Source organism: Cohnella massiliensis (assembly GCF_900169535.1).
Taxonomy (GTDB): Bacteria; Bacillota; Bacilli; order Paenibacillales; family Paenibacillaceae; genus Cohnella; species Cohnella algarum.
In genome coordinates, this window is sequence record NZ_LT821259.1 from 2661898 (window position 1) to 2687380 (window position 25483).

Consider the following 25483-nt stretch of genomic DNA (forward strand, 5'->3'; position numbering starts at 1 on the left):
CCCTTTCTCCTGGTTGCTAATCCAGCTTCGCTACGTACAGCGTGCCTTCCTTCACTTCGACGACGACAACCGGCGTTCCCGCCTCCACCTCCACGCCTTCGAAGCTTGCCGCGACATGGTTCGAATTGCCCGCCCCCACCCGAACGAGCACTTCGCCGCAGCCGGCGGCCGGAATCGGAGTGAGCACCTCCGCGCGCTTTCCGGCCAAATCCTGAATGGAATACCCCGTCGAATTTTCGCTGTTTTTCATCGGCCGGACGTAAACGAAATACATCCCGATGGCGATGAGCGCCGCTATGCCAACGGACGCGGCATACACTCCTGCCGCCGGAAGGGACGAATAACGCGACAGAAGCAGCCCCGTGCCTCCGAAAACGGTAATGCCCCCGGTCACGACGACCGGCTGGAAAAGCTCGTGCGCGTCGATCGACAGCCATTCGAACATCCCGTCTAGGGCACTGTCGAGGATGTCGCCGAAAAAAAGCGTGAAGGCGGCAAGCAAAGCCCCGAACGCAAGGCAGCATCCGAACACGATATCCATCGGTTTACCTCCTTTCCGACAAACTTGGGACTCCCTTCCTTACTCTCATAATACGTCGCAAAATATGTGAAAGTTTCATGAAACTTTCGTTAGACAGCTGTTCGAAGGCGTCAACAAAGCCTGACCCGGGTCCGACCGAAACGGAAAAAGAAGCGAAAAAGGACGAGCGCGGAAAGTATGGACTTCCCTTCGCTCGTCCTTTCGTTTTTTCGGCCCATGCGGCCGATGCGGTCTTTCTTAGCGAATCGCCAGCCGGCCGAATTTCCGCTTGCCGACCTGGACGATGTCGCCGTCCTGCGGCGCGATTTCCGCATTCGGATCGGTCAGCTTCTCTTCGTTCCAGCGCACCGCTCCCTGCTGAATGCTGCGTCTGGCTTCGCTTACCGAAGCCTGCAGCCCCAGATTCGTCAGCAGCTTCGCGAGTCGGATCGAACCGTCCGCCAGCTCGCTTGCCGGCAGCTCCAGCGTTTCGATGTCGTCGGGAAGCGCGCGCTGCTGGAATACGGTCACGAAATGCGACTCGGCCGCGGCCGCCGCTTCTTCCCCGTGATACATGCGGACGAACGTCCGGGCGAGGCGCATCTTCGCGTCGCGGGGATGAACGCTTCCGTCTTCCAGTCCCGACCGCAGAGCGCCAACTTCCTCGTTCGTCAGGTCTGTCGCGAGTTCGTAGTACTTCAGCATCAATTCGTCCGGCACGCTCATCGCCTTGCCGTAAATCTGGTTCGGCTCCTCGTCGATTCCGATGTAGTTGCCGAGGCTTTTGCTCATTTTGTTGACGCCGTCGAGCCCTTCGAGCAGCGGCAGCATGATGGCGGCCTGCGTCGGCTTGCCGTACTCTTTCTGGAGCGTCCTGCCCATCAGCAGATTGAACTTCTGATCGGTTCCGCCCAGCTCCACGTCGCTCTCCAGCGCCACGGAATCGTAGCCTTGCATCAAGGGATAGAAAAATTCGTGCACGCTGATCGGCTGTCCGGACTGGAAGCGCTTCGTGAAATCGTCGCGCTCCATCAGGCGCGCCACGGTGAGCTTGGCCGCCAATTGGATGATATCCGCGAATTGAAGCGGCGACAGCCAGGAGGAATTGTAGTAGACCTTCGTTTTGCCGGGGTCCAATATTTTGAAAATTTGCTTCTGATACGTTTCTGCGTTGCGCTTGACGTCCTCTTCGCTAAGCTGCTTGCGCGTTTCGGACTTGCCGGTAGGATCCCCGATCCGCCCCGTGAAATCGCCGATCAGCAGTTGGACTTCATGGCCGAGCTCCTGGAATTGCCGCAGCTTGTGCAGCACGACGGTATGGCCGATATGGATGTCCGGCGCGGATGGATCGAGCCCGAGCTTGATTTTCAGCGATCGTCCGGTACGGACGGCCTCGGCGATTTTGGCCGCCAGTTCCTCTTCCGGAACGATTTCGACGGCTCCGCGCCTGATGATCGCCAGCTGCCGGTCGACCTCCCGCTGCTGTTCTTGAGTCAAAGTTCCTATATTTTCAGACATGGCGGCTCATATTCCTCCGAATAAGTTCACAATTTCTCTCTTTATAGCACACCCCTTCGAAGGAAGTCAAACGATGGTTAGTTGTGGTATAATATTTCTGTTTGTTGAAGGAGGTTCTTTATGGAAGAAACGATGCAGACCCCTCCCCCCTCCAAAAGGAGAGGCTCAGGCTGGCTACTCGGCGTGAAGATTGCGGTGTACACCGTATTATGGCTCATTCTGTTCGGCATCCTGACGGGACTGGTGGCCGCGGGAGCGGTCGGGGGCTACGTAGCCGCGCTCGTCAAGGACGATCCGGTGCGCCCGCGCTCGCTCATCGAGGAGAAAATCAACGAAAACGCCATTACCGGATTCGTGTATTTCAACGACAACACGCTGGTCGGCCAGCTTCGCACCGAAGAAGACCGGCAGCCCGTCACCTATGACGAAATTCCGCAAATCGTCATCGACGCCGTCTTATCGATCGAAGACAAAGATTTTTTCAATCATATCGGGATCGATTCGAACGGGCTGATGCGCGCGGTCAAGCAGCAGGTGCTCAACGAATCCGTGCAGACGGGCGGAAGCACGATTACCCAGCAGCTCGCAAGGCAAGTATTTTTGACCTTGGACAGGACGAACACGCGCAAAGCGAAGGAAATTTTTCTCTCGCTGCGCCTCGAACGCTTTTTGAACAAGGAAGAAATTTTAACCGCTTATTTGAATAAAATCGCTTACGGCAACGGCTCGTCCGGTTACAACCTGTACGGAATCAAAGCGGCGGCCAGGGGGATTTTCGGCGTCGAGCTGAAGGACCTCAATCTGGCGCAAGCCGCCTACCTGGCCGGCGTTCCGCAGCTTCCGTCCGCCCATTCCGCTTTCACCAGCAAAGGGGAATTCAACGAAAGCCGGTTCAACCGGGCCGTCAACCGGCAAAAGCTCGTCCTGGCCAAAATGCTGGAGTACGGGAAGATCACCCAGGCGGAGTACGAGGAGGCGCTCGCGTTCGATCTTTACGCCTCGCTCGCCAAACCGGTCCAGAAGGCTTACAATACGTATCCTTATTTAATGCTCGAGGTCGAACGCCAAGCGGCCCAGCTTCTCGTGCTCAAGGAATACCCCGAACTGACGAAAGAGGATTTGAGCAAGGAGGAGAACGCCCCGCTGCTCGAGCAGGCCCGCGAGCAATTGCTGCGGGGAGGCTACAAGGTCAAGACGACGATCGACAAAGAAGTGTACGACCTCATGCACGACATCGCCGAAAATCCGGACAATTTCTCGCCGGACGACGCGACGAAGGGCGTCGAGCAAATCGCGTCGATCATGATCGATCATAAAACCGGCGCCATTCTCGGCATGATCGAAGGCCGCGATTTTCATATCGAGCAATTGAATTTCGCGACCCAAATGCTCCGTCAGCCCGGATCGGCCATGAAGCCGATCGCCGCTTATTTGCCGGCGATCGACAAAGGGCTCATTCAGCCGGCGAGCGTACTGGACGACGCGCCGATCATTCTGAACAACGGAAGCGGCGGAGCCAAACATATCCCGAAAAACTCGAACAACACGTACACGGGTCTCGTCACCGCGCGGACGGCTCTCGACAAGTCGCTGAACACCGCCGCGCTGAAAATTTTCCTGGAAAAGCTGACGATCCCGGAAGCCTGGGATTTCGCGCGCAAGCTCGGCATCACCTCGCTCGTCGAGGAAGACAATTACGCGCAAACGGGCGTCATCGGCGGCCTGAAGTACGGCGTGTCCGTCGAGGAATTGACGAACGCGTACGCCGCTATTGCCAACAAGGGCGTGTTCAACGACGCTTACATGATCGAAGAAATTACCGATGCGGAAGGCAACGTCGTCTACAAGCACACGCCGAATCCGCAGCGCGTCGTTTCGGAGCAGTCCGCTTATTTGATGACGGATATGATGCGTACGGTCATTACGAGCGGAACGGCGACGTCGATCAAATCGCAATTCGAGAACTACGGCAAAATCCCGGTCGTCGGCAAAACCGGAACGACGCAAAATTATGCGGACGTCTGGTTCGAGGGCTACACCCCGGACATTACGCTCGGCGTGTGGGCGGGTTACGAGAAATCGACCCACACGCTGTCGACCAAAGGACGCGCCCGCGCCAGGGAAATTTGGGCGAAAATCATGAACGAAGTGACCGAAGCGAAGCCCGAGCTGTTCCCGACCGACAAGTTCGAAAAGCCCGACGGCATCGTTTCGATGACGGTATCGAGCGTCAGCGGAAAGCTGCCGACCGATCTGACTCGGCAGGCAGGACGGCTTACGACGGACATTTTCAACAAGAAGTTCATCCCGACCGAGTCCGACGACGCATTGGTCAAAGTCCAATATATCACGTACAACGGCGTCAACTACTTGCCGCACGACGAAACGCCTTCCGATCTGCTGCGGGAAGCGATTATGGTGAAGCGCGAGAAGCCGATCGACGAGCTGATCGGAGAACTTCAGGCCGCGCTGCCGAACGTCTCTTCGGAAAGCCGCAAGTCGCTCTCGTACTATTTGCCGAAAGACGCCAAGGACAGCGCCCCGTCCAAGACCGACCCGCGCAGCGACGACGGAGGGACGCCTTCCGCTCCGTCCAACGTCTCGGCGGAAACGCTGGACGGAGGCAAGGTTCGGATTACGTTTACGCCAAGCCCGCAAAAGGACGTGGCCGGCTACCGCCTGTACCGCTCCGTCAACGGAGGCCCGTTCCAAAAAGTCGAAAACTCCGTTTTTACGGGTGACGAGGCGAAGTTCATCAATTACATTTCGTCCAGCAACGCCTATCAATATTACGTCACCGCCGTGGACGTGGTCGGCAAGGAGTCCGGGCGCAGCGCGGTCGTAAGCGCGGGAAGCGGCGCCGGAGAGATTCCGGTCGATCCGAATTTGCCGCCCGCAGGCGGAACCGACGGGGGCAGCGGCGGAACTTCCGATCCGGGCAGCACCCAAGCTCCCGGAACCGAGGCTCCGGGGTCCGAAGCTCCCGGAACGGGCAATCCGCTCGCGGCGCCGGGCTCGCCTTCCGGGCTTCAGGCGCAAATCCGGGATACCGGACTCGCGCTGTCGTGGAACCCGAATTCGGACGCCGACGCGGTGACCAAGTACGAGGTCTGGTACAGTCCGTCCCAGAACGGCAAGTACACGCTGCTCGGCTCCGCGCAAACCCCCGGCTACGAAGCGCCGGCGCCGGTCAACGCCGGCTGGTACCGGATTACGGCGATTAACGGCGTCGGCCAATCCGAGCCTTCCGCCGCGATCGAAGTGAAAACGAACTAACGGAATAAAGAACGGCAGAAGGGCGATCCTCCGGTTGCGAAACCGCGAAGATCGCCCTTCGTTTGCTTTTATTTATTTTCAAGAGTGCCGAATGGCCGGATGATCATGGATTAGTCCTCAATCGTCGACAAGTCGCCGGTGGGCAAATTCAATTCCCAAGCCTTCAGCACGCGGCGCATGATTTTGCCGCTGCGCGTCTTCGGCAGTTTGTCGCGGAATTCGATTTCGCGGGGCGCGGCGTGCGCGGACAATCCCTCTTTGACGAATTTGGAGATTTCCGTCTTCAACTCGTCCGAAGGAGCGAAGCCTTCTCGCAGCGAAATGAACGCTTTGATGATTTCCCCCCGAAGCGGATCCGGCTTGCCGATGACGCCCGCCTCGGCGACCGCCGGGTGCTCGACGAGCTTGCTTTCCACCTCGAACGGCCCTACCCGCTCGCCCGACGTATTGATCACGTCGTCGATCCGGCCCTGGAACCAGAAGTAGCCTTCCTCGTCCTTGTAAGCGGAATCCCCGGACACGTACCAGCCCGGAATACGGAAATATTCCTCGTACTTGGCGGGATTGTTCCATACTTTGCGCATCATGGACGGCCACGGCGTCCGGATCGCGAGATTGCCCATCCGATAAGGCGGCAGCTCGTTGCCCTGATCGTCGAGAATGGCCGCCTGAACGCCCGGGATCGGCTTGCCCATCGAGCCCGGCTTGATTTCCATGCTCGGATAGTTGCAAATGAGCTGCCCGCCCGTTTCCGTCATCCACCACGTATCGTGGATGCGCCGATCGAACGCCTTCAGCCCCCACCGCACGACTTCGGGGTTGAGCGGTTCGCCGACGCTGAGCACGTGGCGCAAATGGGACAGGTCGTACGATTTGACCGCTTCTTCGCCCGCGCCCATCAGCATCCGGAACGCGGTCGGCGCGCTGTACCAAACGGTTACTTTATATTTTTGCAGCGTCGAATACCAATCCTGAGGACTGAACCTTCCGCCGCGGATCACGTTGGAAGCGCCGTTCAGCCACGGGGCGAAGACGCCGTACGACGTTCCGGTCACCCAGCCCGGGTCGGCGGTGCACCAGTAAACGTCGTCTTCCCGCAAATCCAGGACGATGCGGCCCGTATAATAATGTTGGATCATGGCGTTTTGCACGTGGAAAATGCCTTTCGGCTTGCCCGTCGACCCCGACGTATAATGAAGAATAAGTCCGTCCTCCCGGGTCAGCCACTCGATTTCGGCTTCTCCCGGCGCTTCGTCCATCGCTTTGCGGAAATCGACGATGCCTCCGCCTTCCTCGACGCCGTCGCCGAATACGATCACATGCTTCAGCTCCGGCAGCTCGTCGCGGGCGACGCGGGGAAGCAGCGCCGGCGTCGTGACGATCGCCGCGGCTCCGCTGTCCTGCAGCCGGTCCTTGACGGCCGTTTCCATGAACGCTTCGAACAGCGGACCGACAACCGCTCCGACCTTCAAAATCCCGAGCAGGCTGAAATACAGCTCCGGGGTCCGCGGCATGAAAATGAAGACGCGATCCCCTTTGCCGATGCCAAGGCTGCGGAGCACGTTCGCAAAGCGGTTGGACTCCCTGCTCAGATCGGCATACGTATAACTTTCATCGCGTACGCTGTCGCTGTAATGCAGCGCGATGCGGTCGCCCTTCCCTTCTTCCACATGACGATCGATCGCCTCGTAAGCCATGTTGACTTTGCCGGTCGTCGACCAGGAGAATCGTTGCTCGATGTCTTCCCAACGGAAGTTTTGCACCGCTTGTTCATAAGATTCGAGGTTGGAACCTTTCGCCGTTACGGCCAGCTTCTCATTGTGCTGCAGAGTCATTGCCCTCACCATCCCGTTCGAATACGAATTCAAAGTGCTGATCACGCCGAAGGAATGCGCTTTCATTCATTCGTTTTCCGGCTAACGAAATTAAGTATACCATAAAACCCGGCGAATCGTCACAATGTTGTCATATAAAGCGCTTTATAAGTAAGCGCTCTCCTCCTTCCTCCGCTTTTGTTGTATAATGACAGCATTCGAGGAGGGAAAGACATGGAGCACCTGAAACGGTTCCACCGGCACATTCGCGATGGGACGAACGGTCCGATCTCCGTCGAAGGCCCGATTCCGCCGGAACGGCTCCGGGAGTACCGGCTTCACCCGAAGCTGGACGCTTTCCGGCGTCCCGCGGAGCAGCATGCCGCGCTCGTCGAAATCGCCGAGCTCCCCGAAGGCCGAATCGTCGCGGCGCTCGAAGGCGACCTGATCGTCGGCTACGTCACGTTTCACTACCCGGACGAGCTGGAAACCTGGTCGCAAGGCGGGATGGACGATTTGATCGAGCTCGGGGCCATCGAAGTGGCGGACGATTACCGGGGACTCGGCCTCGGCAAGAGCCTGATTCAAACGGCTTTCGAAGACGGCCAGCTCGATAACGCCATCGTCTATACGACCGAGTATTATTGGCACTGGGACCTGGAAGGAAGCGGACTGAACGTCTGGGAATACCGGGCGATGATGGAGAAATTGATGAAATCCGTAGGGATGGTCTGGTTCGCAACCGACGACCCGGAAATTTGCGCCCATCCGGCGAACTGCCTCATGGTCCGGATCGGCAAGGACGTGCCGCTTTCCTCCGTGGAAAAGTTCGACCGGGTCCGGTTCCGGCAGCGGTTTATGTACTAACGCTCGTACGAAAGGAAGCGATGTTTGTGAATTCACCGATTTCCGGCCCGATTTGGATCGACAACGCGTCTTCGGGCCGGTACCGGTTTCGCGAAGACCATCCGTTCCACCCGGTCCGCCTCAAGCTTACGGAACGGCTGCTGAAAGCATGCGGCGCGCTCGAAGCGCGGCAAATCGCCGTCCCGCAGCCTCCGGCGGACTGGGAAGCCGCGCTGGCCTGGATCCATCGCGCCGACTACATCGAGGCGGTCCGCCGCTTGAGCGGGACCTCTCCCGCCGTAGAAGCCGTCGAACTGGCGGCGAAGTACGGTCTGGAGCTCGACGGGGACACCCCGTACTTCCCCGGCGTTCACGAAGCGGCGCAAGCGGTCGTGCACGGCACGATCGCCGCGGCCGAGGCGGTCATGTCGGGGGCGGCGCCGCATGCGCTTCATTTGGGGGGCGGGCTGCATCACGCGTTTCCCGACCGGGGAGCCGGTTTTTGCGTGTACAACGACGTAGCGGCGGCCATCGCCTGGATACGGCGGAAGTATGACGCGAAAGTGCTGTACATCGACACGGACGTCCATCATGGCGACGGCGTGCAGTGGTGTTTTTACACGGATCCCGACGTCTTTACGCTGTCCATTCACGAGACGGGGAAATATTTGTTTCCGGGAACGGGATTCGCCCACGAGCGGGGAACCCAGTCCGGCTACGGCGCTTGCCTGAACGTTCCCGTGGAGCCGTATACGGAGGACGATTCCTGGCTCGACAGCTTCGGGGCCGCCATCGAGAAAGCCGTCCGCGCGTTCAAGCCCGACGTCATCGTAAGCCAGCACGGCTGCGACGCCCATGCGTTCGATCCGCTGTCGCACGTTCACTGCAGCATGCGCATCTACCGCGAAATGCCGAAGCGGATCCACCGCCTCGCCCACGAATGGACGGACGGCCGTTGGATCGCGCTGGGCGGCGGGGGCTACGATCATTACCGCGTCGTTCCCCGCGCTTGGGGGCTGCTGTGGCTGGAAATGACCGGCCATCCGCTTCTCGAAGCCATCGACGCCGCGCCGGGCGGAGCGCCGCTGCCGGCTTCCTGGCTGCCGGCGCGGCAAGACGGCGTCCCCGAAGGCATGCCGGCTTCCTGGCTTGACGATGCGTCCGCGTGGACGCCAATGCCAAGACGCGCCGAAATCGCCGCCAAAAACCGCGAGGTGCTGGAACTCGCGCTCCAGCACCTCGCGTAAAGCCTGGCTGCCCTGCCTTTCCGGCTCGGGTTACAGCCTTTGAATCATGTCGTCGACGATTGCGAAGGAGCGGCCCGCCGCCTCGACGGTAAATTCCGCAAAATTGACGTGCGCCGAGCCGTCCGCTTTGTCGGACATCGAGCGAATAATGACGTGGGGCACCCCGTTCATGGCGCAGACCTGGGCGACGGCCGCTCCTTCCATCTCCGTGCAAGCGCCGCCGAACTGCTCGTGCAGCGCCCGAACGACATCGCGGTCGGCGACGAACTGGTCGCCGGAAAGAATGACGCCCGTCCTGCAGCGTCCCGGGTACAGCCGTTCGCCGGCCTCGACCGCCATTCGGATCAGCGTGTCGTCGCCCTTCCACTCCGATACGTCCTGATACGGAATGACTCCGCGTTTGAAGCCGAGCGGCGTCACGTCGATGTCGTGCTGAAGGCAGCTCGACCCGACGACGATATCCCCGATTTCCAGGCTCGGATCCACCGCGCCGGCCACCCCGGTAAAAATGATTTTATCCGCCAAAAAACGGTCGATCAGCACTTGCGTGCAAACGGCGGCATTGACTTTCCCCACGCCGGATTTGCATACGGCCACTTTGCGGTCATGGAGCGACCCGATGACGTAATCGATGCCGGAGCGGTTCATTGTCACGACATCGCGCATTCCTTGGAGGAGCAGGTCGATTTCCTCCTGCATGGCCCCGATAATTCCGATCACGGGCATTCATTCCCTTCGTTTTCAGATAAAGAAACCCCGCCGGGAAGGAAACTTCCCGAGCGGGGCCTGTCGTATGGCCGCTTGCGCGATCAGGCTCAAGAAAGAGCGCTGGCCGAACGGCGAACGATCAACTCGTGCGGGAGAACGACTCTCGCCTGGTCTACCGTTTCCTTCTTCATCAGCTTCGTCAGCAGCCGCATCGATACCGCCCCGATGTCGTACATCGGCTGCGCGACCGTCGTCAGCTGCGGGCGAACCATCGATGCCATGCGAATGTTGTCCACGCTGATGACCGAAATGTCATCCGGCACTTTCAATCCGGCATCCTGGATGCTGTGGATCGCCCCGATCGCCATCTCGTCGGTTGCGGCGAATACCGCGGTCGGCCGTTCCGGCAGCTCCAGGAAATACTGCATCGCTTCGATTCCCGATTCGTACTTGTAGTTCCCTACGCGCACGTACGTTTCGTCGAGCGCAAGCCCCGCCTGCTCGAGCGCGCGCTTGTATCCGTGGTAACGGGCATAGCCGTTGGCCGGATCCTGAAGGGTACCGCTGATCATGGCGATCCGCCGGTGGCCGTCCGCGATCAGCTTGCTCGCCGCGTCGAAAGCGGCCGCTTCGTGGTCGATATCCACGGACGGCATCGTCCCCTTCTCGTCGGTCGTCGCGCACAGGACGATCGGAACGTTCGAAGTGCTGAACGCCTGAAGGTGCTCGTCCGTCACCGCTCCGCCCATGAACAGCAAACCGTCCACTTGTTTCTCCAGAAGGGTGTTGATGACGCGGATTTCCTTCTCTTTGCGCTTGTCCGCGTTGCAGAGAATAATATTGTAGTGATACATGTTCGCAATATCTTCGATACCGCGCGCAACCTCGGCGAAGATCGCATTGGCAATGTCGGGAATGACCACGCCGACCGTCGTCGTCTTCTTGCTCGCCAGCCCGCGGGCGACGGCGTTGGGGCGATAACCGAGCCGTTCGATTGCTTCGTATACTTTCTTGCGTGTCTGCGGCTTCACGTTCGGATTGTTGTTAACGACACGGGAAACTGTCGCCATCGACACGCCAGCTTCACGAGCCACGTCATAAATGGTTACCGTCACAGTCCTCGCTCCAATGTTCATAGACATCCTCGATAGGGCTTGTCCATGGGATAATAAGGTAATGATACGACAAATTTGCCGTTAACGCAATGTAACACGGCCGCTTGAAAAGCCAAATCTCGACTTTTGGCCGAATGGCCTCATCCTGCTTCCGCGGAACTCAAACGGTCTTTGAGAAAATCGTACGTAATTCGCCAATGCGACTCGTCCCAGACCGGCTTTCCGTCCCGAACCAGGATCACTTGCGGGGATTTATGCGTAACGCCGAGCGATTCGGCGATCGCGTTGCTGACGGGCCGTTCCTCGATCACATGAACGAGAGCGTAGTCGACCCCGCCCGCTTCGTCGTCCGCCGTATAATGCTGCCACTCCTCGTGCGCGCCCGCGCTTACGGAGCATTGCGTGCTGTGCTTGAATACGAGCAAAGGCTTCTCCTTCGTGGCGCGAAGGGCGTCTTCCCAATCGTCTACCGTCATCAAACGGCGTATTTGTGCCAATGCCGATGCCTCCTTGAAAATGATGCTCTTTATTTTCATGGTAACAGAAAATCGTTTTTTTCGCAAAAAACGAGGCGATCGCCCCGTTTTCGCTCCATTCGTCAATAGCATATGTATTGCGAGCTTAATTGCGACAATCGTCCGTTCAGCTCCGTTTTCCATTGTTCGTCTCCGACGTTGGATGCGACCAGCAGCAAATCCAGCAATTCGTCCATCCGCTCCTCGGTCCGTCTCGCGACGGCCGTCGCCGTGATCCGCCTTTCCCGCTTGTGCAAAGCGGCAAGAACGCCGACCCACTCATGCCGCTCGTCGAAAAGGACGGTCTGCGGCCGCGGCGCCGGCCCGAGCTCGCCGATGAGGCGTCCGAGCTCCGCCTTGACTCCGGGAAACACTTCGTTTCGGCCGCACTCATCGCATGAATAGACCGGCACGTTGGCAATGCTCGCCTTGCGCGCGTGCAAAACGGTGCGGAGCGTTAATTGCTGGCCGTGGCCGCATGGACAGCGCTTATGCAACGACATTCTCTCCCAACCCCCGGAACCGCGTTCCGGGCCATTTCGTTTCTCCCCTCTCGTATTCGCGCCTGCGGAAGGGAACTCCTTCTTTATAAGGCGCTGTAAATACTGGTATTTTCAAGACGTATTTACTTGCGTTTTCTTGCGGAGCGACCGCGCTCCCAGCCGTTCCATATGGCGACGCAAACGACGGCGACGGCCGCGCCGATCCCGTCGTGCAGCAAATCCGCCAAGTCGGGCGTCCGGTTCGGGACGAACGACTGATGCCATTCGTCGGTAACGCCGTAAAGCAAGCTCATCAACACGACCAGCAAGCTCCTGCCGACGTTCATTCTGCGAAAACCGAAGCCGAACGCATAGCTGAGCGCGAGGACGAAATAGGCGGCATAATGTCCCGGATCGAAGCTTTCCAGCCATGGAAACAGCTTTTGCACCCAGGGCAGGACGGTGTCCAGCTCGTCTCCGGTACGGGAAGACAAGATAAAAATGACGGCCATCACGACGACGGCGGGAAGCCAGCGAACGAAGCGGCGGCCGGTCGGGGAATCGTTGGACATGAAGATTGAAACTCCTTTGCGGGTTAATTTCGGATGAACGGGACGTCCGATTCTGTTAAAATAAGTGCGACGCGGCTTTGACGAAGCCGCAAAACGCGTGTCGGTTTTCAAAAGGAGGAAGAACCGTGACTCAGACCAAAAAAGTCATCTGCCTGCTGGACGAGGAATTCGAAGACCTCGAGCTCTGGTATCCCGTTTACCGGGCGCGCGAGGAAGGCGCGGAAGTGCTGTACGCCGCTCCCGAAAAAGGGAAAACCTACATCGGAAAATACGGCGTCCCGGCCGTTTCCGACCTTTCCTACGGCGAACTGGACGCTTCGAAGGCGGACGGCTTGCTCGTTCCGGGCGGATGGGCCCCCGACAAAATCCGCCGCGATCCGAACGTGCTGGAGTTCGTTCGGCAAATGGACGCCGCCGGCAAGCCGATCGGGCAAATCTGCCATGCCGGCTGGGTGCTCGTTTCCGCGAAAATCGTGCGGGGACGGAAAGTCACCTCGACCCCGGGCATCCGGGACGACATGGAAAACGCCGGCGCCGTATGGGTGGACGAGCCCGTCGTCATCGACGGCAACCTCGTTTCGTCCCGGCGCCCGCCGGATTTGCCGGCATATGCCAAGGCGTTTTGCGATTTGCTGTTCGGCCGCCTCTAAACGTTAAAAAGGAGGATTCCTTCGGCCTTGCGCCGGTCGGGAATCCTCCTTTTCGCGTCAGTTCACTCCCGGCTTGACATTCCCTCCCGCCAGCGCGATTTCCGCATGGAAACGCTCCAGGCGTTCCCGGATTTCCCGGGCCGTGCCGCAGCGGAACAATTCGCCGACGAGCCCGAGGCAGTCCTGGGCTTTCGTGCGCAGCAGCGTCTCCTTGACCGGCAAAATCGCCTGCGCCGACAGGCTGAGCTCATGGATGCCGAGACCGAGCCAAAGCGGCATCGCCCGCACGTCGCCGGCGAGCTCCCCGCACACCCGGACGGGGATTCCCCGCCGGTTCGCGGCTTCGCTCACCGTCCGCAGCATCCGCAGGACCGCCGGATGATACGGCTCGTACAGATGGCTGATCTGCTCGTTCATCCGGTCGACCGCCAGCGTGAACTGCACGAGATCGTTCGTCCCGATGCTGAAAAAGCTCACTTCCTCCGCCAGCAGCTCGGCGATGACGACCGCCGCCGGCACCTCGATCATGACGCCCGCGGGCACGTCGCGGTACGGCACGCCTTCGGCGGCCAGCTCGCCGGCCGCTTCCGCAAGCAAGGCGTTGGCCGCGCGAACTTCCTCCAGCGTCGCGATCAACGGGTACATCACCTGAACCTCGCCGTGAACCGCCGCCCGGAGAATCGCCCGAAGCTGCACCTTGAACAGGTCTTTCCGGTCCAGGCTGAACCGGATCGCCCGGTAGCCCAGGAACGGGTTGTCTTCCTCCGGCATTTCATGGTAGTCCAAATGTTTGTCTCCGCCGATGTCCAGCGTCCGAATGACGAGCGGCTTGCCGTTCAGCCGTTCCGCCGCGGACCGGTACACTTCGAACTGCTCCTCCTCCGTCGGAAACCGGCTGCGGTCCATGTACAGAAATTCCGTCCGGAACAGGCCGACTCCGTCCGCGCCGCTCCCCAAAGCCGCGTCGAGCTCCTTGACGCTGCTGATGTTCGCGGCCAGTTCGAGCGCGATGCCGTCCGGCGTGACCGGCGGGATCGACGCGAGCGCCTGCAGCCGCACCCGCGTTTCCAGATGCAGCCTGCGCAGCTCCGTGTAGCGCTGCAGCGTGTCGGACTTCGGGTTTACGTGCAGCTGGCCGGTTCCCCCGTCGATAATCAGTAAATCGCCCGTCGCGATCGGCTCCTTCGTCTTCCCTTCGATTCCCATCACGAGCGGAATGCCGAACGCCCGCGCCATGATGGCGGCATGCGAAGACGGACTGCCGACCATCGTCACGATGCCGAGCACGACATCCGGCTTCAGGTGAATGAGCTGCGAAGGCGTCAACTCCCGGACGACAAGCACGAACGGCTGCGTGTCCGACGGCAGCGCGATTTCCGGAACGCCGAGCAGATGCTTCAGCAGACGATTGCCGACATCTTTAATGTCGAGCGCCCGCTCTTTCATATATTCGTCGTCGAGCAAATCGAACATCGTGACGAAATGATCGATCGCTTCCTTCACCGCCACCTCGGCGGCCTTGTACTGCCGTTGGATGATGCCCTTGATTTCGTTCATGAACACAGGATCGTCGAGGATGGCCAAATGAGCGTCGAAAATGCTGATCTCTTCGGGGCCGACGGCTTCGTCCATCTCCGTCTTGATCTGGTAGATCTCGGATTTGGACCGTTTCACGCCTTCGTACAGGCGGTCGAATTCGGCGGCCAAATCGCTGACGTCGATTTTCTGCTCCGGCAGCTCCCATTCCCAATTGGGCAAGACGAACGCCTTGCCGATCGCGATCCCTTCCGAGGCTCCCAATCCCTGTATCATGCTCTCCCCCCCTTGTTCTCTCTCTCTCGCACGACGACGGACATGACGGCCGCCTGACCTTTTTTGACCGCTTTAAACGGCGCATAGCGCCAGGACTTGACGACGTCCGGATTGGTGATCACCATCGGAGTGGCAATCGACTTGGCCTGATGTTTCAGCTTCGGCAGGTGGAAGCGGATCAGCGGCTGTCCCGGCGTGACCTCGTCTCCCTCTTTTACGAATGCCGTAAAGCAATCCTTGATTTGCGAAGAGTCGATCCCGATGTGCAGCAGCACTTCGAGCCCTTCGTCGGTCGCGATCCCGATCGCATGCTTCGTCGGGTACAAATGAACGATTCGCCCCGCGACGGGGGCGACAAGCTCCCCCCTGTCGGGCAGAAACGCGACGCCCCGGCCCACGAGCCGCTGCGAAAAGATCGGATCGTCCACCTCTTCGATCGGAATCATGCGGCCCTGAACCGGCGCATGGAACTGCACCTGGTGAACGTCCTGCTGCATCAGCTTGAAAATTTCCTCGCGGATCAAATCCGAGTACGTGCCGAATACGACCTGCACGTTGCCCGCGCCCAAATGGATGACGCCCGCGGCGCCGAGATGGCGAAGCGACTTCGAATCGATCCGGCGGTCGTCGGAAAGCGTCAGCCTGAGCCGCGTGATGCAGGCGTCCAGCCGGACGATGTTCTCCTTGCCGCCGAGCGCCTGCAGCACGAGCGGCGCGCGGTACGGAATGTCGCCCGCCCAGTCGTCGAGCCTGGAAGCGTCCTCCCGGCCGGGCGTCGACAACTCGAACTTGCGGATGACGAGCCGGAACATGACGTAATAAACGATGCCGACCGCAAGGCCGATCGGGATGAGCAGCCAGCCTCTGCTGGCCAGGGGCAGGTTGATCAAAAATTCGAGCGCCCCGGCGGAGAAGCTGAACCCGTGCCGGATGCCGAGCTCGTACGTCAGCCACATGATGCCGCCGGACAGCAGCGCGTGAACGATGAACAAATAGGGCGCGACGAACAAAAAAGCGAATTCGACAGGCTCGGTCACCCCGGTAAGGAAGGCCGTAAGGCCGGCAACGCGGAACTGCTTGCGGATTTTGGGCTTCAGATCTTCCCGCGACTCGTGAATGATCGCGTAAGCGATGGCGGGCAGCGCGAACATTATGACGGGATACAGGCCGGCCATGTAGACGCCCGCCGTCGGGTCCCCCGCGAAAAATCGCGGCAAGTCCCCGAAAAACGCGTTTCCGTCATCCGTCCGGTACTCCCCCACCTGGAACCAGAACAGATGATTCAAAATGTGGTGCAAGCCGAACGCGACCAGGATCCGGTGCAAAAATCCGTACAAAAAGACGCCGAACCCTCCGGCCATGGCGACCATCTCGCCGGAAGCCGCCACGAAATCGCCGATCGCGGCGCCGACGGCGATCATGAGCCAGGAGAAGAGGATCGATACGCCGGCCATAAAGACGGGAACGAAGCGCGAGCCGCCGAAAAACTGCAGATATTCCGGCAGCTTGAGCGCCTTGAAGCGCTCGTTCGCGAGACCCGACGCGATCCCGAGCACGGCTCCGGCGAACATCGACGGCTGCACGCCTTCCGGATCGTAAGCGGCGGTTACCGCCGTGAAAATGAGCATTCCCGCAAGCGCCGACATGCCGGCAAGCGCCGACTGGTTGGACAGCCCGAGCGCGATGCCGACCGCAAACACGTAGGGCACATACTGAAATATATTCAACCCGGCCGCCTGCAGCAATTCGGGCATTTGAGGCCAGCCGAGCATCGCCCATGGCAAATGCGCGAGCATGATAAAAATGGCGGCTGCGGGCAGCACCGTCATCGGCAGCATCATCGCCCGCCCCAACCGTTGGAGATAGCCCACACCCATCATGAGCCGGAAGTCCCCTCCTTTCTCTCGATGTTACGTCTATGCGGCCGGTTTTGTCAAAAGCTCATTTCGCTTTCGGGGCGTAAAAAACCGCAAACCCGAGCCGCTTGTACACGCTGTCCGCATCCGCGAAGCCCGCTTCCCGCAGCCAGCGCAGCTGGTCGGAGACGGTCGCGTTGCGGTCCTGCTTCCTCCGTTCCTTGGACGCCTCGATCAGTTCCGGCGGCAATCCCGTCGCGGCGACTTCCCGCTCCCATTCCCGCAAATTGAAGGCCTCGAAGAAGGGCGTTTCCCCCGCGGCCTGATCCGCGTTGATGAATGCGCCTCCAGGACGGAGCACGCGGTAAATCTTTTTGAACAGCTTTTGCTTGTCCGCATGCTCGAGATGGTGAATCGACAGCGACGAAACGACGTAATCGTACGTTTCCGGAAATTCGCGCTCGGCGTAGTCGCCCGTTATGAACCGGACTTCGGCAGGGTGGCGCTCGAACCGCTTTCGCGCCTGATCGAGCATTTTTTCGCTGAAATCGATCAGCGTCAGCTTCGCCTGCGGGCAGGCCGCGGCGACAAACGACGTCAGAAGCCCCGTGCCGGCGCCCAAATCGAGGATGGACGGAGCGGCGCGCTCCGGCCGGATGAGCGACACGGCCATCCCGTAAAACTGGTCGAAGTCGGGTATAAGGCTTCTGCGCTGCCAATCGTAGCCGTCCGCTCCGAGGTCGAACAATTTTTTAACGTGTTCGTACATGATTAATTTCCCCGCTTTCCGCCTGGCGGCGATCGTTTATCCCGATTGTAGCCCAACGTCGGCAAGAGGAGAAATATATAAAAAGCATTTTGTTCATAGCTTTCAACTATATATAGCGCTTTGCGCCTATTTTTCGTTTAAGCAAGAGGCGCCCCGCGGCAACCGAAAACGTCTGCCGCGAAGCGCCCATGTTGCCTGCCCGGCGGGATCGTCTCGTATTTAACGTCCCGCTCTGCCGCCCGGAAGCAAAATCGAATCCTCGACCTTGATGCAGCGGTCCATAATGACTTCCAGACCGCCTTTGCGGGCGATCTCCGCCGCTTCGTCGTTGGCGATGCCGAGCTGCAGCCACAGCACCTTCGCCCCGATCGCGGCCGCGTCCGCGGCAACGGCGGGCGTATGCTCCGGCCGGCGGAAAACGTTGACGATGTCGACCGGCTCGGGAATGTCCTTCAAGCTCGCGTAGCACGTTTCGCCCAAAATGCGCTCCGCGTTCGGATTGACCGGAATAATCCGGTATCCTTTCGCCTGCATCGCCGCCGACACCTGATGCGACGTTTTTTCGGGATCGTCGGATAACCCGACGACGGCGATGTTGCCCGCGCCCTCCAAAATTTCCTTGATCCGCTCGCGCGGCGGATTTTCGAATGCCATGCCGGGTCGCCTCCTTTTTATTCCTTTACCCACTCGACCTTCGCGCCAAGCGAGGCCAAATGATCGAAATAGTTTGGGTAGCTTTTGGCCACATGATGCGCGTCCGATATCCGGATCGGCCGTTTCGACCGGAGACCCACGATCGACAGCGCCATAATGACGCGATGATCGAAGTGCGCATCGATCGTCACGCCCCCTTCCACGCCTTCGGGACGGCCGTGAACGATGATTTCGTCCCGCTTCTCCTCGACGTTCGCGCCCGCTTTGCGGAGCTCCGTCAAATAATCGGTTATGCGGTCGCACTCCTTGTAGCGCAAATTCTCCACGTTGTAAAAGCGCGACGTGCCTTCGGCGAACACCGCGGCGGCGACCATCGCCAGCACTCCGTCCGTAAACTCGTCGCCGTCGAATTCCCCGGCCTCAAGCTTGCCGGTGCCCTTCACGCGCACGATTCCGTTATCATGCGTCAGAGGCACCCGCATGCTGCGCAGAACGTCGACGACCGCTCGCTCGCCCTGCTTGCTGTTTTCCAGCAGCCGGTGAACGGTCACGTCCGACTCCGTCACCGCGGCGGCGGCCAAAATCGCCGCCGAGCCGGGATAATCGCCCTGCACGGTATACGTTTGCGCGAGATACCGCTGGCGTCCGGGAACGCGGAAGCGCATCAGGTCGTCCGACGCCTCCGCGACGATTCCCGCTTCCCGCATCACCTCCAGCGTTTGGCCGACGACGACCTTGGACTTGAGATCGTGAAGCACTTCGATTTCGCTGTCCTCTTCGAGCAGCGGCGCCAAAAACAGCAGCGAGCTTAAGTATTGGGAACTCACGCTTCCGGAAACCTGGATTTTGCCGCCGCGCGGCTTTCCGCCGCGGATCGTGATCGGCAGCTTCCCGCTCTGGTGCTCCACCTCGACGCCCATGCTTTGCAGCGCGGCGATCAGATCGTCGTGGGGACGTTTGCCAAGAGACTGCGGGTAGGCGTTGACGAACGTCACCTCCGGCAGCAAGGCGGCGACGGACATGAGAAAGCGCAGCACCGCTCCCGCGTTGCCGACGTTAAGCGACTTCGCCGGGAACGGGAAGCGCCCGAACCCCTTAATGACGATTTTCTCGTCGTCTTCCTCGAGGACGGCGCCGAGATCGCGGATGCAGCGGCGCATCGCGTCGCTGTCCTCGCTGTGGGCGGGGAACCGGATCGTGCTCGTTCCTTCCGCCAAAGCCGCGACGAGCAAATAGCGGGTCGTGTAGTTTTTGGAGGAAAGAGCCTGTATTTCGCCTTGCAGTTTTCCCGTGGGAGTGACGATCATATCCATCTGTTCATACGCCCCTTGTCTTGGACATCATTTTTGTTCCGATAAAAACGACTTGGTTCGGTCAGTTGCGCAGCAGCGCCCGGCCCAGCAGCCAGCCGGCGGCGAAAGCCGCCATGCCTCCCGCGTAGGAAGCAAATACATAGACGGCCAGCTGCCGCCCTTGGCGCTCGCGGGTCAGCTCCGCTTTTTGCGCGTTTAGCGTCGAATACGTCGTGAGCCCGCCCATGATGCCGGTTCCCGCGAACGCGAACGCCGCTTCGCTGCGTTCGTCGGCGTTCGCGCCGACCAGCGCGCCGAGCGCGAGCGACCCGGCCAGATTGACGGCGAGCGTCGCGCTGCGCGGCTTGCCTCCCCGCTTCGCGGTCCAGCGGCCGACCCCGTACCTGGCCACCGCGCCGATCGAACCGCCTACGCCGACGAGACAGGCAAGCGCCCACCCGTTCATCGTTCCCGCCCCCTTCCGAGCTTCAGCCCGAGCGAAGCGAGCAGCCAGCCGGCGATGCCGCTCGATGCGGCGTAAAGAACGGCCACAGCATATGCGTCGTGCCGCCAAAGCTCCCACAGCTGGGCGTTAAACGCGCTGAACGTCGTAAAAGCGCCGAGAAATCCGGTGCCGAGCGCTTCCTTCCACCAGGGCGACACCAGCTTGCGCAGCGCGAGTCCCGACAGCCAGCCGAGCAGCAGCGAGCCGCTCAAATTGATCGCCAGCGTCGCCCACGGAAAGGACGAACCTCCTCCGTTCGGCAGGACGAGCGTCAAGCCGTGCCGGGAAACCGCCCCGATAAATCCGCATATGGCGATCGCAACGATAACGGTCATTTGGCATCGCGACTCCCTGTTCCGAAATAAGCTCCGTTGAAAAAATCGTGCCTTACGCAATGCGCGGGTTGGCCGAACGGCCTTTCCGATTCGCCTCGTCCGATTCGTTTGACAGCGTATCCGGCGGTTCATTATGATTATTCTGTCGGTACGGTCACGATACCGATCACCGGTTCGACGAGAGGAGACGAAGCAAAATGAGCGAGTACGCGACGATTTCGGTCGAACAGCTGAAAGAGCGGCTCGACGCGGGCGAGAACCTGCATCTGATCGACGTCCGCGAAGACGAGGAAGTCGCCCAGGGCATGATTCCCGGCGCCCTTCACCTGCCGCTCGGCCAGGTGCCCCAGCGTCTTGACGAAATTCCGCGGGACGAGGAAGTCATTTTCATTTGTCGCAGCGGCTACCGCAGCGGGCAGGCCTGCGAATATTTGACCTCGCTCGGATTCAAGAAGCCGGTCAACCTGCTTGGCGGCATGCTGGCCTGGCACCAGCTATAACGCCCAGCGAACGAGCAGCTCGGCCACCTCGAGAGGCGACCGGCCGGACGTGTCGACCGTCGCATGCGCGAAATCGTAGGCATGGCGCCGCGTGCGCAGCAGATGGTCGATTCGCTCCGCCGCGTCTCCCTTGAGCAGCGGTCTGGCTCCGGTCCCTTCCGGGTCGGCGTCGATGACACGCTTGAGCAGCGTCTCCCGGTCCGCCGCCAAGGCGACGACCCAGCCGCCGGCGAGCATGCGGCGCCGGTTTTCCTCGCGGAGCACGGCCCCGCCGCCCGTCGCGACGACATGCCCGCTGCCGCCGAGCACCTCGTTCAGCACGCGGCTTTCCCAATCGCGAAAGACCGTTTCCCCGTCCTGTGCGAAGATGTCGGGAATCGCCTTCTCCGCTTGCCGGACGATCTCCTCGTCCGTATCGATCCGCTTCCACCCGAGCCGCTCGGCGAGCAGCCGGCTTACGGTCGATTTTCCCGTTCCCATAAATCCGACCAGGATGATATTTTTCGGTGTCGCTCGCTCGCTCAAACCTTTTCTCCCCGCTCCCTTGTACACTTTTCTTATCATATCACACAACCGCCGGGTCGCCCTAGGTATAAATCCGTTCTTTTTTTCGTATGGTGATAATGATCGGATTGTCCTTACGACTTTTGAAGCCAAGGTGGTCTGCCCATGAATTCCGCCGGTACCGGCCGCTTGCCTCGCCCGCAAGCGCTTGACGAACCGCTCAGACGATTGCTCGATCCCTCCTATCCGCTTTGCCGGGAGGATCTGATCTGGGGGCTCGACTATATCAAAAGAAAAGTGGCCGACGGAGCGCCCGAATGGACGGCGCTCGATCGGCCACGATTGCTGGCGCATTTCGCTTGCTACGCGGGGCTCGCCATGCATCTGCTTCACCGGCAAAACCCGTGCGGAGAAGATGCGGCTTGCTTGCGCGCGATGCTGGCGGACATGCTCCCCTAAGCTTAGGATTCCATCCAGTTGTGGTGGAAGACGCCTTCCTTGTCCAGACGCTTGAACGTATGGGCGCCGAAGTAGTCGCGCTGGGCCTGAAGCAGGTTCGCCGGCAGCCGTTCGGACCGATAGCTGTCGTAGTAGGCCAGAGCGCTCGCGAACGACGGAACCGGAACGCCGTAGCGGATGGCGGTTCCGACGACGTCGCGCCATGCGTCCTGATAGTTTTGGACGATGTTTTGGAAATATTCGTCAAGCAGCAGGTTTTTCAGCGCCGGATCGCGGTCGTACGCATCCTTGATGTTTTGCAGGAAACGGGCGCGGATAATGCAGCCGCCGCGGAAAATCATCGCGATGTTGCCGTATTGCAGGTTCCAGTCGTACTCCTCGGAAGCCGCGCGCATTTGCGCGAAGCCTTGCGCGTAGGAGCAGATTTTGCTGGCATACAGCGCCTTGCGCACGCTCTCGATGAAGGCGGCCTTGTCGCCTTGGAAGGCCGGCTTTTGCGGTCCGCTCAGCACTTTGCTGGCGGCGACGCGCTCTTCCTTCATCGCCGACAGGAAGCGGGAAAATACCGATTCCGTAATGATCGACAGCGGCACGCCAAGGTCGAGCGAGCTTTGGCTCGTCCATTTGCCGGTGCCTTTTTGGCCTGCGGCGTCGAGGATGACGTCGACCATCGGCTTGCCCGTTTCCGGGTCTTTTTTCGAGAAGATGTCGGCGGTAATCTCGATCAGGTAGCTGTCGAGCTCGCCTTTGTTCCATTCGGAGAAAATTTCGTGCAGCTCGTCGGTGGACAAGCCGAGCACGTCTTTAAGCAGCTGGTACGCTTCGCAAATCAGCTGCATGTCGCCGTACTCGATGCCGTTGTGGACCATTTTGACGTAATGGCCCGCGCCGTCCGGCCCGATATACGTGCAGCAAGGATCCCCGTTCACTTTCGCCGAAATGCCCGTCAGGATCGGCTCGACCAGCTTGTACGCTTCTTCGGGGCCGCCCGGCATGATGGACGGGCCTTTCAGCGCGCCTTCCTCGCCGCCGGATACGCCGGTGCCGATAAAGTTGAAGCCCTGCTCGGTCAATTCCTTCGAGCGGCGCTGGGTGTCGGGAAAGTAGGCGTTGCCGCCGTCGATGATGATATCGCCTTTGTCGAGGTGCGGCGTAAGCGACGCGATCGTCGCGTCCGTGCCGGCGCCGGCTTGAACCATGATCAAAATTTTGCGGGGCTTTTCAAGCGATGCCACGAACTCTTCGACGGAATAAGCCGGTACCAGGTTTTTCCCTTTGCCGTCCGTGGCGAGCAGATCGTCCGTCTTGTCGCGGGAACGGTTATATACCGCTACGGTGTAGCCGCGGCTTTCAATGTTCAGAGCAAGATTGCGTCCCATGACGGCCATGCCGACGACGCCGATGTGTGCTTTAGACATCTTCGCTTCATCCTTTAGACAAATTTTTCACAATATCGTTATTGTACTCGTTTTGCCCGCCGATGAAAACCTTCTTTGCCGAATCTTCATTTTTGGTAAAATTTCTATACAACCCGATCAAGCGCTATTCGGACTGCTGCCGAAAATCCCGCCAAGCATACTCGATACCCGCCCGCTAGATAAGCAAAATCGAGGTAACGCCAGCCGTCTTTATAATCCCGGAGCTCGAACTCGGGAAAAAGCCCTTCGAAGCTGCCGAACGCAGGCCACCATACGTTTTTCAAAAATGTCTCGGAACCGCGGCCAAGCCCCTTTCGCAGCCTGGCCGCGCGCTCCCCTCCGCTGCCTTTAAGCTGATCGCTCATCCATCGATCGTAAACATTCGTTTCCGGACCGTTCATTTCGCGTCCCTCCTGAAAAAAGTCATAACCACCGGCTTAGCCGGTGGCTTCCATCAGCCCTATAAGGGCATGTTACAAGCAAGCGCCTCTAAGGCGCTCTGAAGATCTGCCAACCGCGTGTTACCTCAGGCTAGCCCCTGGAAAGGGGCCTCTTTATACGCCCTTTTTCACCGACTCACCCGTAAACGGGTCGATCAGTTCCTTCATCGTGAGTTGTTCGTAGTTCTTGTCCTCTGTTCGTTGATTCCGAATGTATTCGGCGATAACCTTTTTGTTTCGTCCCACCGTATCGACGTAGTACCCTCTACACCAAAACTGTCGATTGCCGTAGCGGTACTTCATATTCGCAAATTTATCGAAGATCGTCAGTGAACTTTTTCCCTTTAAGTATTCCATAAACTCGGACACGCTTAGCTTCGGCGGAATACTCACGAGCATGTGGATGTGATCCGGACATGCTTCAGCTTCGAGAATTTCTACCCCTTTTCGCTCACATAACTCCCGGATGATTTTTCCGATTTCCCTTTTTAATTTCCCATAGATCACTTGCCGCCGATACTTCGGGGCAAATACGATATGATATTTACAGTTCCATTTCGTGTGTGCTAGACTGCTCTTGTCCATCCCTTGTCCTCCATTGATGTTTGGTAGCGGTTGGCAGACCGGCTCCCATATTATCATTGAAGGTCAAGGGATGACTACTCATAGCTATAAGCTTTCCTGAACCCCCAGTCGAACTGGGGGTTTTCTTATACAAATAAGCCGCCCGCCCGGAATCAAACCGGCGCGAACGGCGAGTGCTTCTCGACTTGTATACGAAACTATCCGGAACTATGCGAGACAATCTGCAACGATGCGGGACGTTCCACAGCCAGTCGGCGAGGCGGCCGGCCATCAGAGCCCACGCGGATTCCACTCGAACCCGAGCGCGTTCAGCAAAGACCGCGCCAGCGTCATATGTCCGCTCACGTTCGGATGGACGCGGTCCCATGCCAGCGTCGCCGGATACAGATGAGCCAGAACCGCGTCGAATGCCGCCTGCGTATCCACGAACAGCGTTCCATGACGTTCCGCCGTCTCCTTGACGATGCCGCCGTAGCGGTCCATCTTGGCCCGCATCGCGTCGGCGCGGTTCGGCTCCAAATAAAACGGGGTCATCAGCACGATCCCCTTGACGTGAGGCTTCGTTCGTGCCACGAGCTCGTCCAGCGTCGCCGCATACTCTTCCTCCGGCACTTGCCACTCCTTGATCGTCGGCGTATCGAAGTGTCTCCACACGTCGTTCGTCCCGATCATGATCGACAGCCAATCCGGCTTCAAATCGAGCACGTCGGTTTGCCACCGCGCCTTCAAATCGCGAACCGTGTTCCCGCTGATTCCCATGTTGACGACCCGAATTCCCAATTCCGGATAGACGGCCTGAAGCAGTCCGTCCGCGTAAGCGGCATAGCCCCTGCCGAGGGCATTGAACAGCCCTTCTCCGACCGGCTTCGTCCGTTCGCAGTCCGTGATCGAATCTCCGATCATGACCAGCTTGTCGCCTTTGTCCAGTTTCATCTCCCGATCTCCCCCGAATCTGCATATGAAATCATTTCCAGACAGCCTTATTATACTCCGCTCGTAAGCGTGTTCAAGTAAAAGACAAAAAAAGGACGCCCTCGCGGCGCCCTTCCCTATTTCCAACGGCTTCACGCTCTGCGCGAGCGCTCCGGCAA

General features: G+C 59.4%; 26 protein-coding genes. 6 read left to right on the top strand and 20 right to left on the bottom strand.

Annotation, left to right across the window (positions count from 1 at the left end; all coding sequences use genetic code 11):
- Positions 1-16: 16 nt before the first annotated feature.
- The gene (locus B7E11_RS26215; RefSeq protein ID WP_080840319.1) at positions 17-541 is read right to left on the bottom strand and encodes an NfeD family membrane protein; all 525 of its coding nucleotides are present in this window, start codon (positions 539-541) and stop codon (positions 17-19) included.
- Between the two features lie 237 nt (positions 542-778).
- Positions 779-2038, bottom strand: coding sequence for a tyrosine--tRNA ligase (gene tyrS, locus B7E11_RS26220; protein ID WP_080840321.1), 1260 nt, complete (start codon positions 2036-2038; stop codon positions 779-781).
- Positions 2039-2158: 120 nt separating this feature from the next.
- On the opposite strand from tyrS, the gene B7E11_RS26225 reads away from it, so the two are divergent.
- On the top strand, positions 2159-5314 hold the full coding sequence (locus B7E11_RS26225) for a penicillin-binding protein 1A (RefSeq protein WP_080840323.1): 3156 nt from the start codon (positions 2159-2161) through the stop codon (positions 5312-5314).
- A gap of 110 nt (positions 5315-5424) precedes the next feature.
- Here B7E11_RS26225 and acsA read toward each other — a convergent pair whose 3' ends face one another.
- Complete coding sequence (acsA, locus tag B7E11_RS26230) at positions 5425-7149, bottom strand: acetate--CoA ligase (RefSeq protein ID WP_080841030.1); 1725 nt, start codon at positions 7147-7149, stop codon at positions 5425-5427.
- A 213-nt stretch (positions 7150-7362) separates the two neighbouring features.
- Between acsA and B7E11_RS26235 the strand changes: the two genes are divergently transcribed.
- Both B7E11_RS26235 and B7E11_RS26240 read left to right on the top strand, forming a co-directional pair.
- Positions 7363-7995 (top strand): GNAT family N-acetyltransferase, encoded by a 633-nt coding sequence (locus tag B7E11_RS26235; protein WP_080840325.1) that lies wholly within the window; start codon positions 7363-7365, stop codon positions 7993-7995.
- 20 nt (positions 7996-8015) lie between these two features.
- Positions 8016-9221, top strand: a complete 1206-nt coding sequence (locus tag B7E11_RS26240; RefSeq protein WP_080840327.1) for an acetoin utilization protein AcuC — start codon at positions 8016-8018, stop codon at positions 9219-9221.
- 30 nt (positions 9222-9251) lie between these two features.
- Here the strand turns inward: B7E11_RS26240 and B7E11_RS26245 are convergent, their stop codons facing one another.
- The 5 genes from B7E11_RS26245 to B7E11_RS26265 all read right to left on the bottom strand — a co-directional run bounded on the left by B7E11_RS26245 (position 9252) and on the right by B7E11_RS26265 (position 12613).
- A complete protein-coding gene (locus B7E11_RS26245) occupies positions 9252-9947 on the bottom strand; it encodes a 5'-methylthioadenosine/adenosylhomocysteine nucleosidase (protein WP_080840329.1) in 696 nt (231 codons plus the stop codon).
- Between the two features lie 89 nt (positions 9948-10036).
- Positions 10037-11044 carry a catabolite control protein A gene (gene ccpA, locus B7E11_RS26250; RefSeq protein WP_080840330.1) on the bottom strand — a complete coding sequence of 336 codons (1008 nt, stop codon included), beginning with the start codon at positions 11042-11044 and terminating at the stop codon, positions 10037-10039.
- 140 nt (positions 11045-11184) lie between these two features.
- Positions 11185-11541: a bacillithiol system redox-active protein YtxJ gene (gene ytxJ / locus B7E11_RS26255; protein ID WP_240353349.1), complete on the bottom strand. Its 357-nt coding sequence runs from the start codon at positions 11539-11541 to the stop codon at positions 11185-11187.
- A 101-nt stretch (positions 11542-11642) separates the two neighbouring features.
- Positions 11643-12062: a hypothetical protein gene (locus tag B7E11_RS26260; protein ID WP_080840334.1), complete on the bottom strand. Its 420-nt coding sequence runs from the start codon at positions 12060-12062 to the stop codon at positions 11643-11645.
- Positions 12063-12184: 122 nt separating this feature from the next.
- Positions 12185-12613 (bottom strand): VanZ family protein, encoded by a 429-nt coding sequence (locus B7E11_RS26265; protein WP_080840335.1) that lies wholly within the window; start codon positions 12611-12613, stop codon positions 12185-12187.
- 125 nt (positions 12614-12738) lie between these two features.
- On the opposite strand from B7E11_RS26265, the gene B7E11_RS26270 reads away from it, so the two are divergent.
- Entirely contained in the window at positions 12739-13263 is a 525-nt protein-coding gene (locus B7E11_RS26270) for a type 1 glutamine amidotransferase domain-containing protein (RefSeq protein WP_080840337.1), read from the top strand.
- 57 nt (positions 13264-13320) lie between these two features.
- On the opposite strand, the gene ptsP is transcribed toward B7E11_RS26270, so the two are convergent.
- The 7 genes from ptsP to crcB all read right to left on the bottom strand — a co-directional run bounded on the left by ptsP (position 13321) and on the right by crcB (position 20486).
- Entirely contained in the window at positions 13321-15075 is a 1755-nt protein-coding gene (gene ptsP / locus B7E11_RS26275; protein WP_080840339.1) for a phosphoenolpyruvate--protein phosphotransferase, read from the bottom strand.
- Positions 15072-16955, bottom strand: coding sequence for a glucose PTS transporter subunit IIA (locus B7E11_RS26280; protein WP_080840341.1), 1884 nt, complete (start codon positions 16953-16955; stop codon positions 15072-15074). The genes ptsP and B7E11_RS26280 overlap by 4 nt, the downstream gene beginning before the upstream one ends.
- A 61-nt stretch (positions 16956-17016) precedes the next feature.
- A complete protein-coding gene (locus B7E11_RS26285; RefSeq protein ID WP_080840342.1) occupies positions 17017-17700 on the bottom strand; it encodes a class I SAM-dependent methyltransferase in 684 nt (227 codons plus the stop codon).
- 219 nt (positions 17701-17919) lie between these two features.
- The gene (locus tag B7E11_RS26290) at positions 17920-18354 is read right to left on the bottom strand and encodes a CoA-binding protein (RefSeq protein ID WP_080840344.1); all 435 of its coding nucleotides are present in this window, start codon (positions 18352-18354) and stop codon (positions 17920-17922) included.
- A 17-nt stretch (positions 18355-18371) separates the two neighbouring features.
- Positions 18372-19667, bottom strand: coding sequence for a 3-phosphoshikimate 1-carboxyvinyltransferase (aroA, locus tag B7E11_RS26295; RefSeq protein ID WP_080840345.1), 1296 nt, complete (start codon positions 19665-19667; stop codon positions 18372-18374).
- A gap of 61 nt (positions 19668-19728) precedes the next feature.
- Entirely contained in the window at positions 19729-20112 is a 384-nt protein-coding gene (locus B7E11_RS26300; protein WP_080840346.1) for a fluoride efflux transporter FluC, read from the bottom strand.
- Complete coding sequence (gene crcB, locus B7E11_RS26305; protein ID WP_139787320.1) at positions 20109-20486, bottom strand: fluoride efflux transporter CrcB; 378 nt, start codon at positions 20484-20486, stop codon at positions 20109-20111. Before crcB ends, B7E11_RS26300 begins: the two co-directional genes overlap by 4 nt.
- Positions 20487-20683: 197 nt before the next feature.
- Between crcB and B7E11_RS26310 the strand changes: the two genes are divergently transcribed.
- Complete coding sequence (locus B7E11_RS26310; protein WP_080840349.1) at positions 20684-20986, top strand: rhodanese-like domain-containing protein; 303 nt, start codon at positions 20684-20686, stop codon at positions 20984-20986.
- On the opposite strand, the gene B7E11_RS26315 is transcribed toward B7E11_RS26310, so the two are convergent.
- A complete protein-coding gene (locus B7E11_RS26315) occupies positions 20981-21511 on the bottom strand; it encodes a shikimate kinase (protein WP_342744488.1) in 531 nt (176 codons plus the stop codon). The two genes, B7E11_RS26310 and B7E11_RS26315, sit on opposite strands and share 6 nt — an antisense overlap.
- 144 nt (positions 21512-21655) lie before the next feature.
- On the opposite strand from B7E11_RS26315, the gene B7E11_RS26320 reads away from it, so the two are divergent.
- Positions 21656-21949 (top strand): hypothetical protein, encoded by a 294-nt coding sequence (locus tag B7E11_RS26320; RefSeq protein WP_080840352.1) that lies wholly within the window; start codon positions 21656-21658, stop codon positions 21947-21949.
- 2 nt (positions 21950-21951) lie between these two features.
- On the opposite strand, the gene gndA is transcribed toward B7E11_RS26320, so the two are convergent.
- The 4 genes from gndA to B7E11_RS26340 all read right to left on the bottom strand — a co-directional run bounded on the left by gndA (position 21952) and on the right by B7E11_RS26340 (position 25325).
- Positions 21952-23367 (bottom strand): NADP-dependent phosphogluconate dehydrogenase, encoded by a 1416-nt coding sequence (gene gndA, locus B7E11_RS26325; protein WP_080840354.1) that lies wholly within the window; start codon positions 23365-23367, stop codon positions 21952-21954.
- Between the two features lie 104 nt (positions 23368-23471).
- Complete coding sequence (locus B7E11_RS26330) at positions 23472-23768, bottom strand: hypothetical protein (protein ID WP_080840355.1); 297 nt, start codon at positions 23766-23768, stop codon at positions 23472-23474.
- 153 nt (positions 23769-23921) lie between these two features.
- Positions 23922-24392 (bottom strand): IS200/IS605 family transposase, encoded by a 471-nt coding sequence (gene tnpA, locus B7E11_RS26335; protein WP_080840357.1) that lies wholly within the window; start codon positions 24390-24392, stop codon positions 23922-23924.
- A gap of 270 nt (positions 24393-24662) precedes the next feature.
- The gene (locus B7E11_RS26340; RefSeq protein WP_080840359.1) at positions 24663-25325 is read right to left on the bottom strand and encodes an SGNH/GDSL hydrolase family protein; all 663 of its coding nucleotides are present in this window, start codon (positions 25323-25325) and stop codon (positions 24663-24665) included.
- Between the last annotated feature and the right edge of the window lie 158 nt (positions 25326-25483).

What these genes read in the sequence shown, in the direction of transcription:
- B7E11_RS26215 (WP_080840319.1), bottom strand. Translation starts at nt 541, where the DNA reads ATGGATATCGTGTTCGGATGCTGCCTTGCGTTCGGGGCTTTGCTTGCC.
- tyrS (WP_080840321.1), bottom strand. Translation starts at nt 2,038, where the DNA reads ATGTCTGAAAATATAGGAACTTTGACTCAAGAACAGCAGCGGGAGGTC.
- B7E11_RS26225 (WP_080840323.1), top strand. Translation starts at nt 2,159, where the DNA reads ATGGAAGAAACGATGCAGACCCCTCCCCCCTCCAAAAGGAGAGGCTCA.
- acsA (WP_080841030.1), bottom strand. Translation starts at nt 7,149, where the DNA reads ATGACTCTGCAGCACAATGAGAAGCTGGCCGTAACGGCGAAAGGTTCC.
- B7E11_RS26235 (WP_080840325.1), top strand. Translation starts at nt 7,363, where the DNA reads ATGGAGCACCTGAAACGGTTCCACCGGCACATTCGCGATGGGACGAAC.
- B7E11_RS26240 (WP_080840327.1), top strand. Translation starts at nt 8,016, where the DNA reads ATGTTTGTGAATTCACCGATTTCCGGCCCGATTTGGATCGACAACGCG.
- B7E11_RS26245 (WP_080840329.1), bottom strand. Translation starts at nt 9,947, where the DNA reads ATGCCCGTGATCGGAATTATCGGGGCCATGCAGGAGGAAATCGACCTG.
- B7E11_RS26260 (WP_080840334.1), bottom strand. Translation starts at nt 12,062, where the DNA reads ATGTCGTTGCATAAGCGCTGTCCATGCGGCCACGGCCAGCAATTAACG.
- B7E11_RS26265 (WP_080840335.1), bottom strand. Translation starts at nt 12,613, where the DNA reads ATGTCCAACGATTCCCCGACCGGCCGCCGCTTCGTTCGCTGGCTTCCC.
- ptsP (WP_080840339.1), bottom strand. Translation starts at nt 15,075, where the DNA reads ATGATACAGGGATTGGGAGCCTCGGAAGGGATCGCGATCGGCAAGGCG.
- B7E11_RS26280 (WP_080840341.1), bottom strand. Translation starts at nt 16,955, where the DNA reads ATGATGGGTGTGGGCTATCTCCAACGGTTGGGGCGGGCGATGATGCTG.
- B7E11_RS26285 (WP_080840342.1), bottom strand. Translation starts at nt 17,700, where the DNA reads ATGTACGAACACGTTAAAAAATTGTTCGACCTCGGAGCGGACGGCTAC.
- B7E11_RS26290 (WP_080840344.1), bottom strand. Translation starts at nt 18,354, where the DNA reads ATGGCATTCGAAAATCCGCCGCGCGAGCGGATCAAGGAAATTTTGGAG.
- aroA (WP_080840345.1), bottom strand. Translation starts at nt 19,667, where the DNA reads ATGGATATGATCGTCACTCCCACGGGAAAACTGCAAGGCGAAATACAG.
- B7E11_RS26300 (WP_080840346.1), bottom strand. Translation starts at nt 20,112, where the DNA reads ATGAACGGGTGGGCGCTTGCCTGTCTCGTCGGCGTAGGCGGTTCGATC.
- crcB (WP_139787320.1), bottom strand. Translation starts at nt 20,486, where the DNA reads ATGACCGTTATCGTTGCGATCGCCATATGCGGATTTATCGGGGCGGTT.
- B7E11_RS26310 (WP_080840349.1), top strand. Translation starts at nt 20,684, where the DNA reads ATGAGCGAGTACGCGACGATTTCGGTCGAACAGCTGAAAGAGCGGCTC.
- B7E11_RS26320 (WP_080840352.1), top strand. Translation starts at nt 21,656, where the DNA reads ATGAATTCCGCCGGTACCGGCCGCTTGCCTCGCCCGCAAGCGCTTGAC.
- gndA (WP_080840354.1), bottom strand. Translation starts at nt 23,367, where the DNA reads ATGTCTAAAGCACACATCGGCGTCGTCGGCATGGCCGTCATGGGACGC.
- B7E11_RS26330 (WP_080840355.1), bottom strand. Translation starts at nt 23,768, where the DNA reads ATGAACGGTCCGGAAACGAATGTTTACGATCGATGGATGAGCGATCAG.
- tnpA (WP_080840357.1), bottom strand. Translation starts at nt 24,392, where the DNA reads ATGGACAAGAGCAGTCTAGCACACACGAAATGGAACTGTAAATATCAT.
- B7E11_RS26340 (WP_080840359.1), bottom strand. Translation starts at nt 25,325, where the DNA reads ATGAAACTGGACAAAGGCGACAAGCTGGTCATGATCGGAGATTCGATC.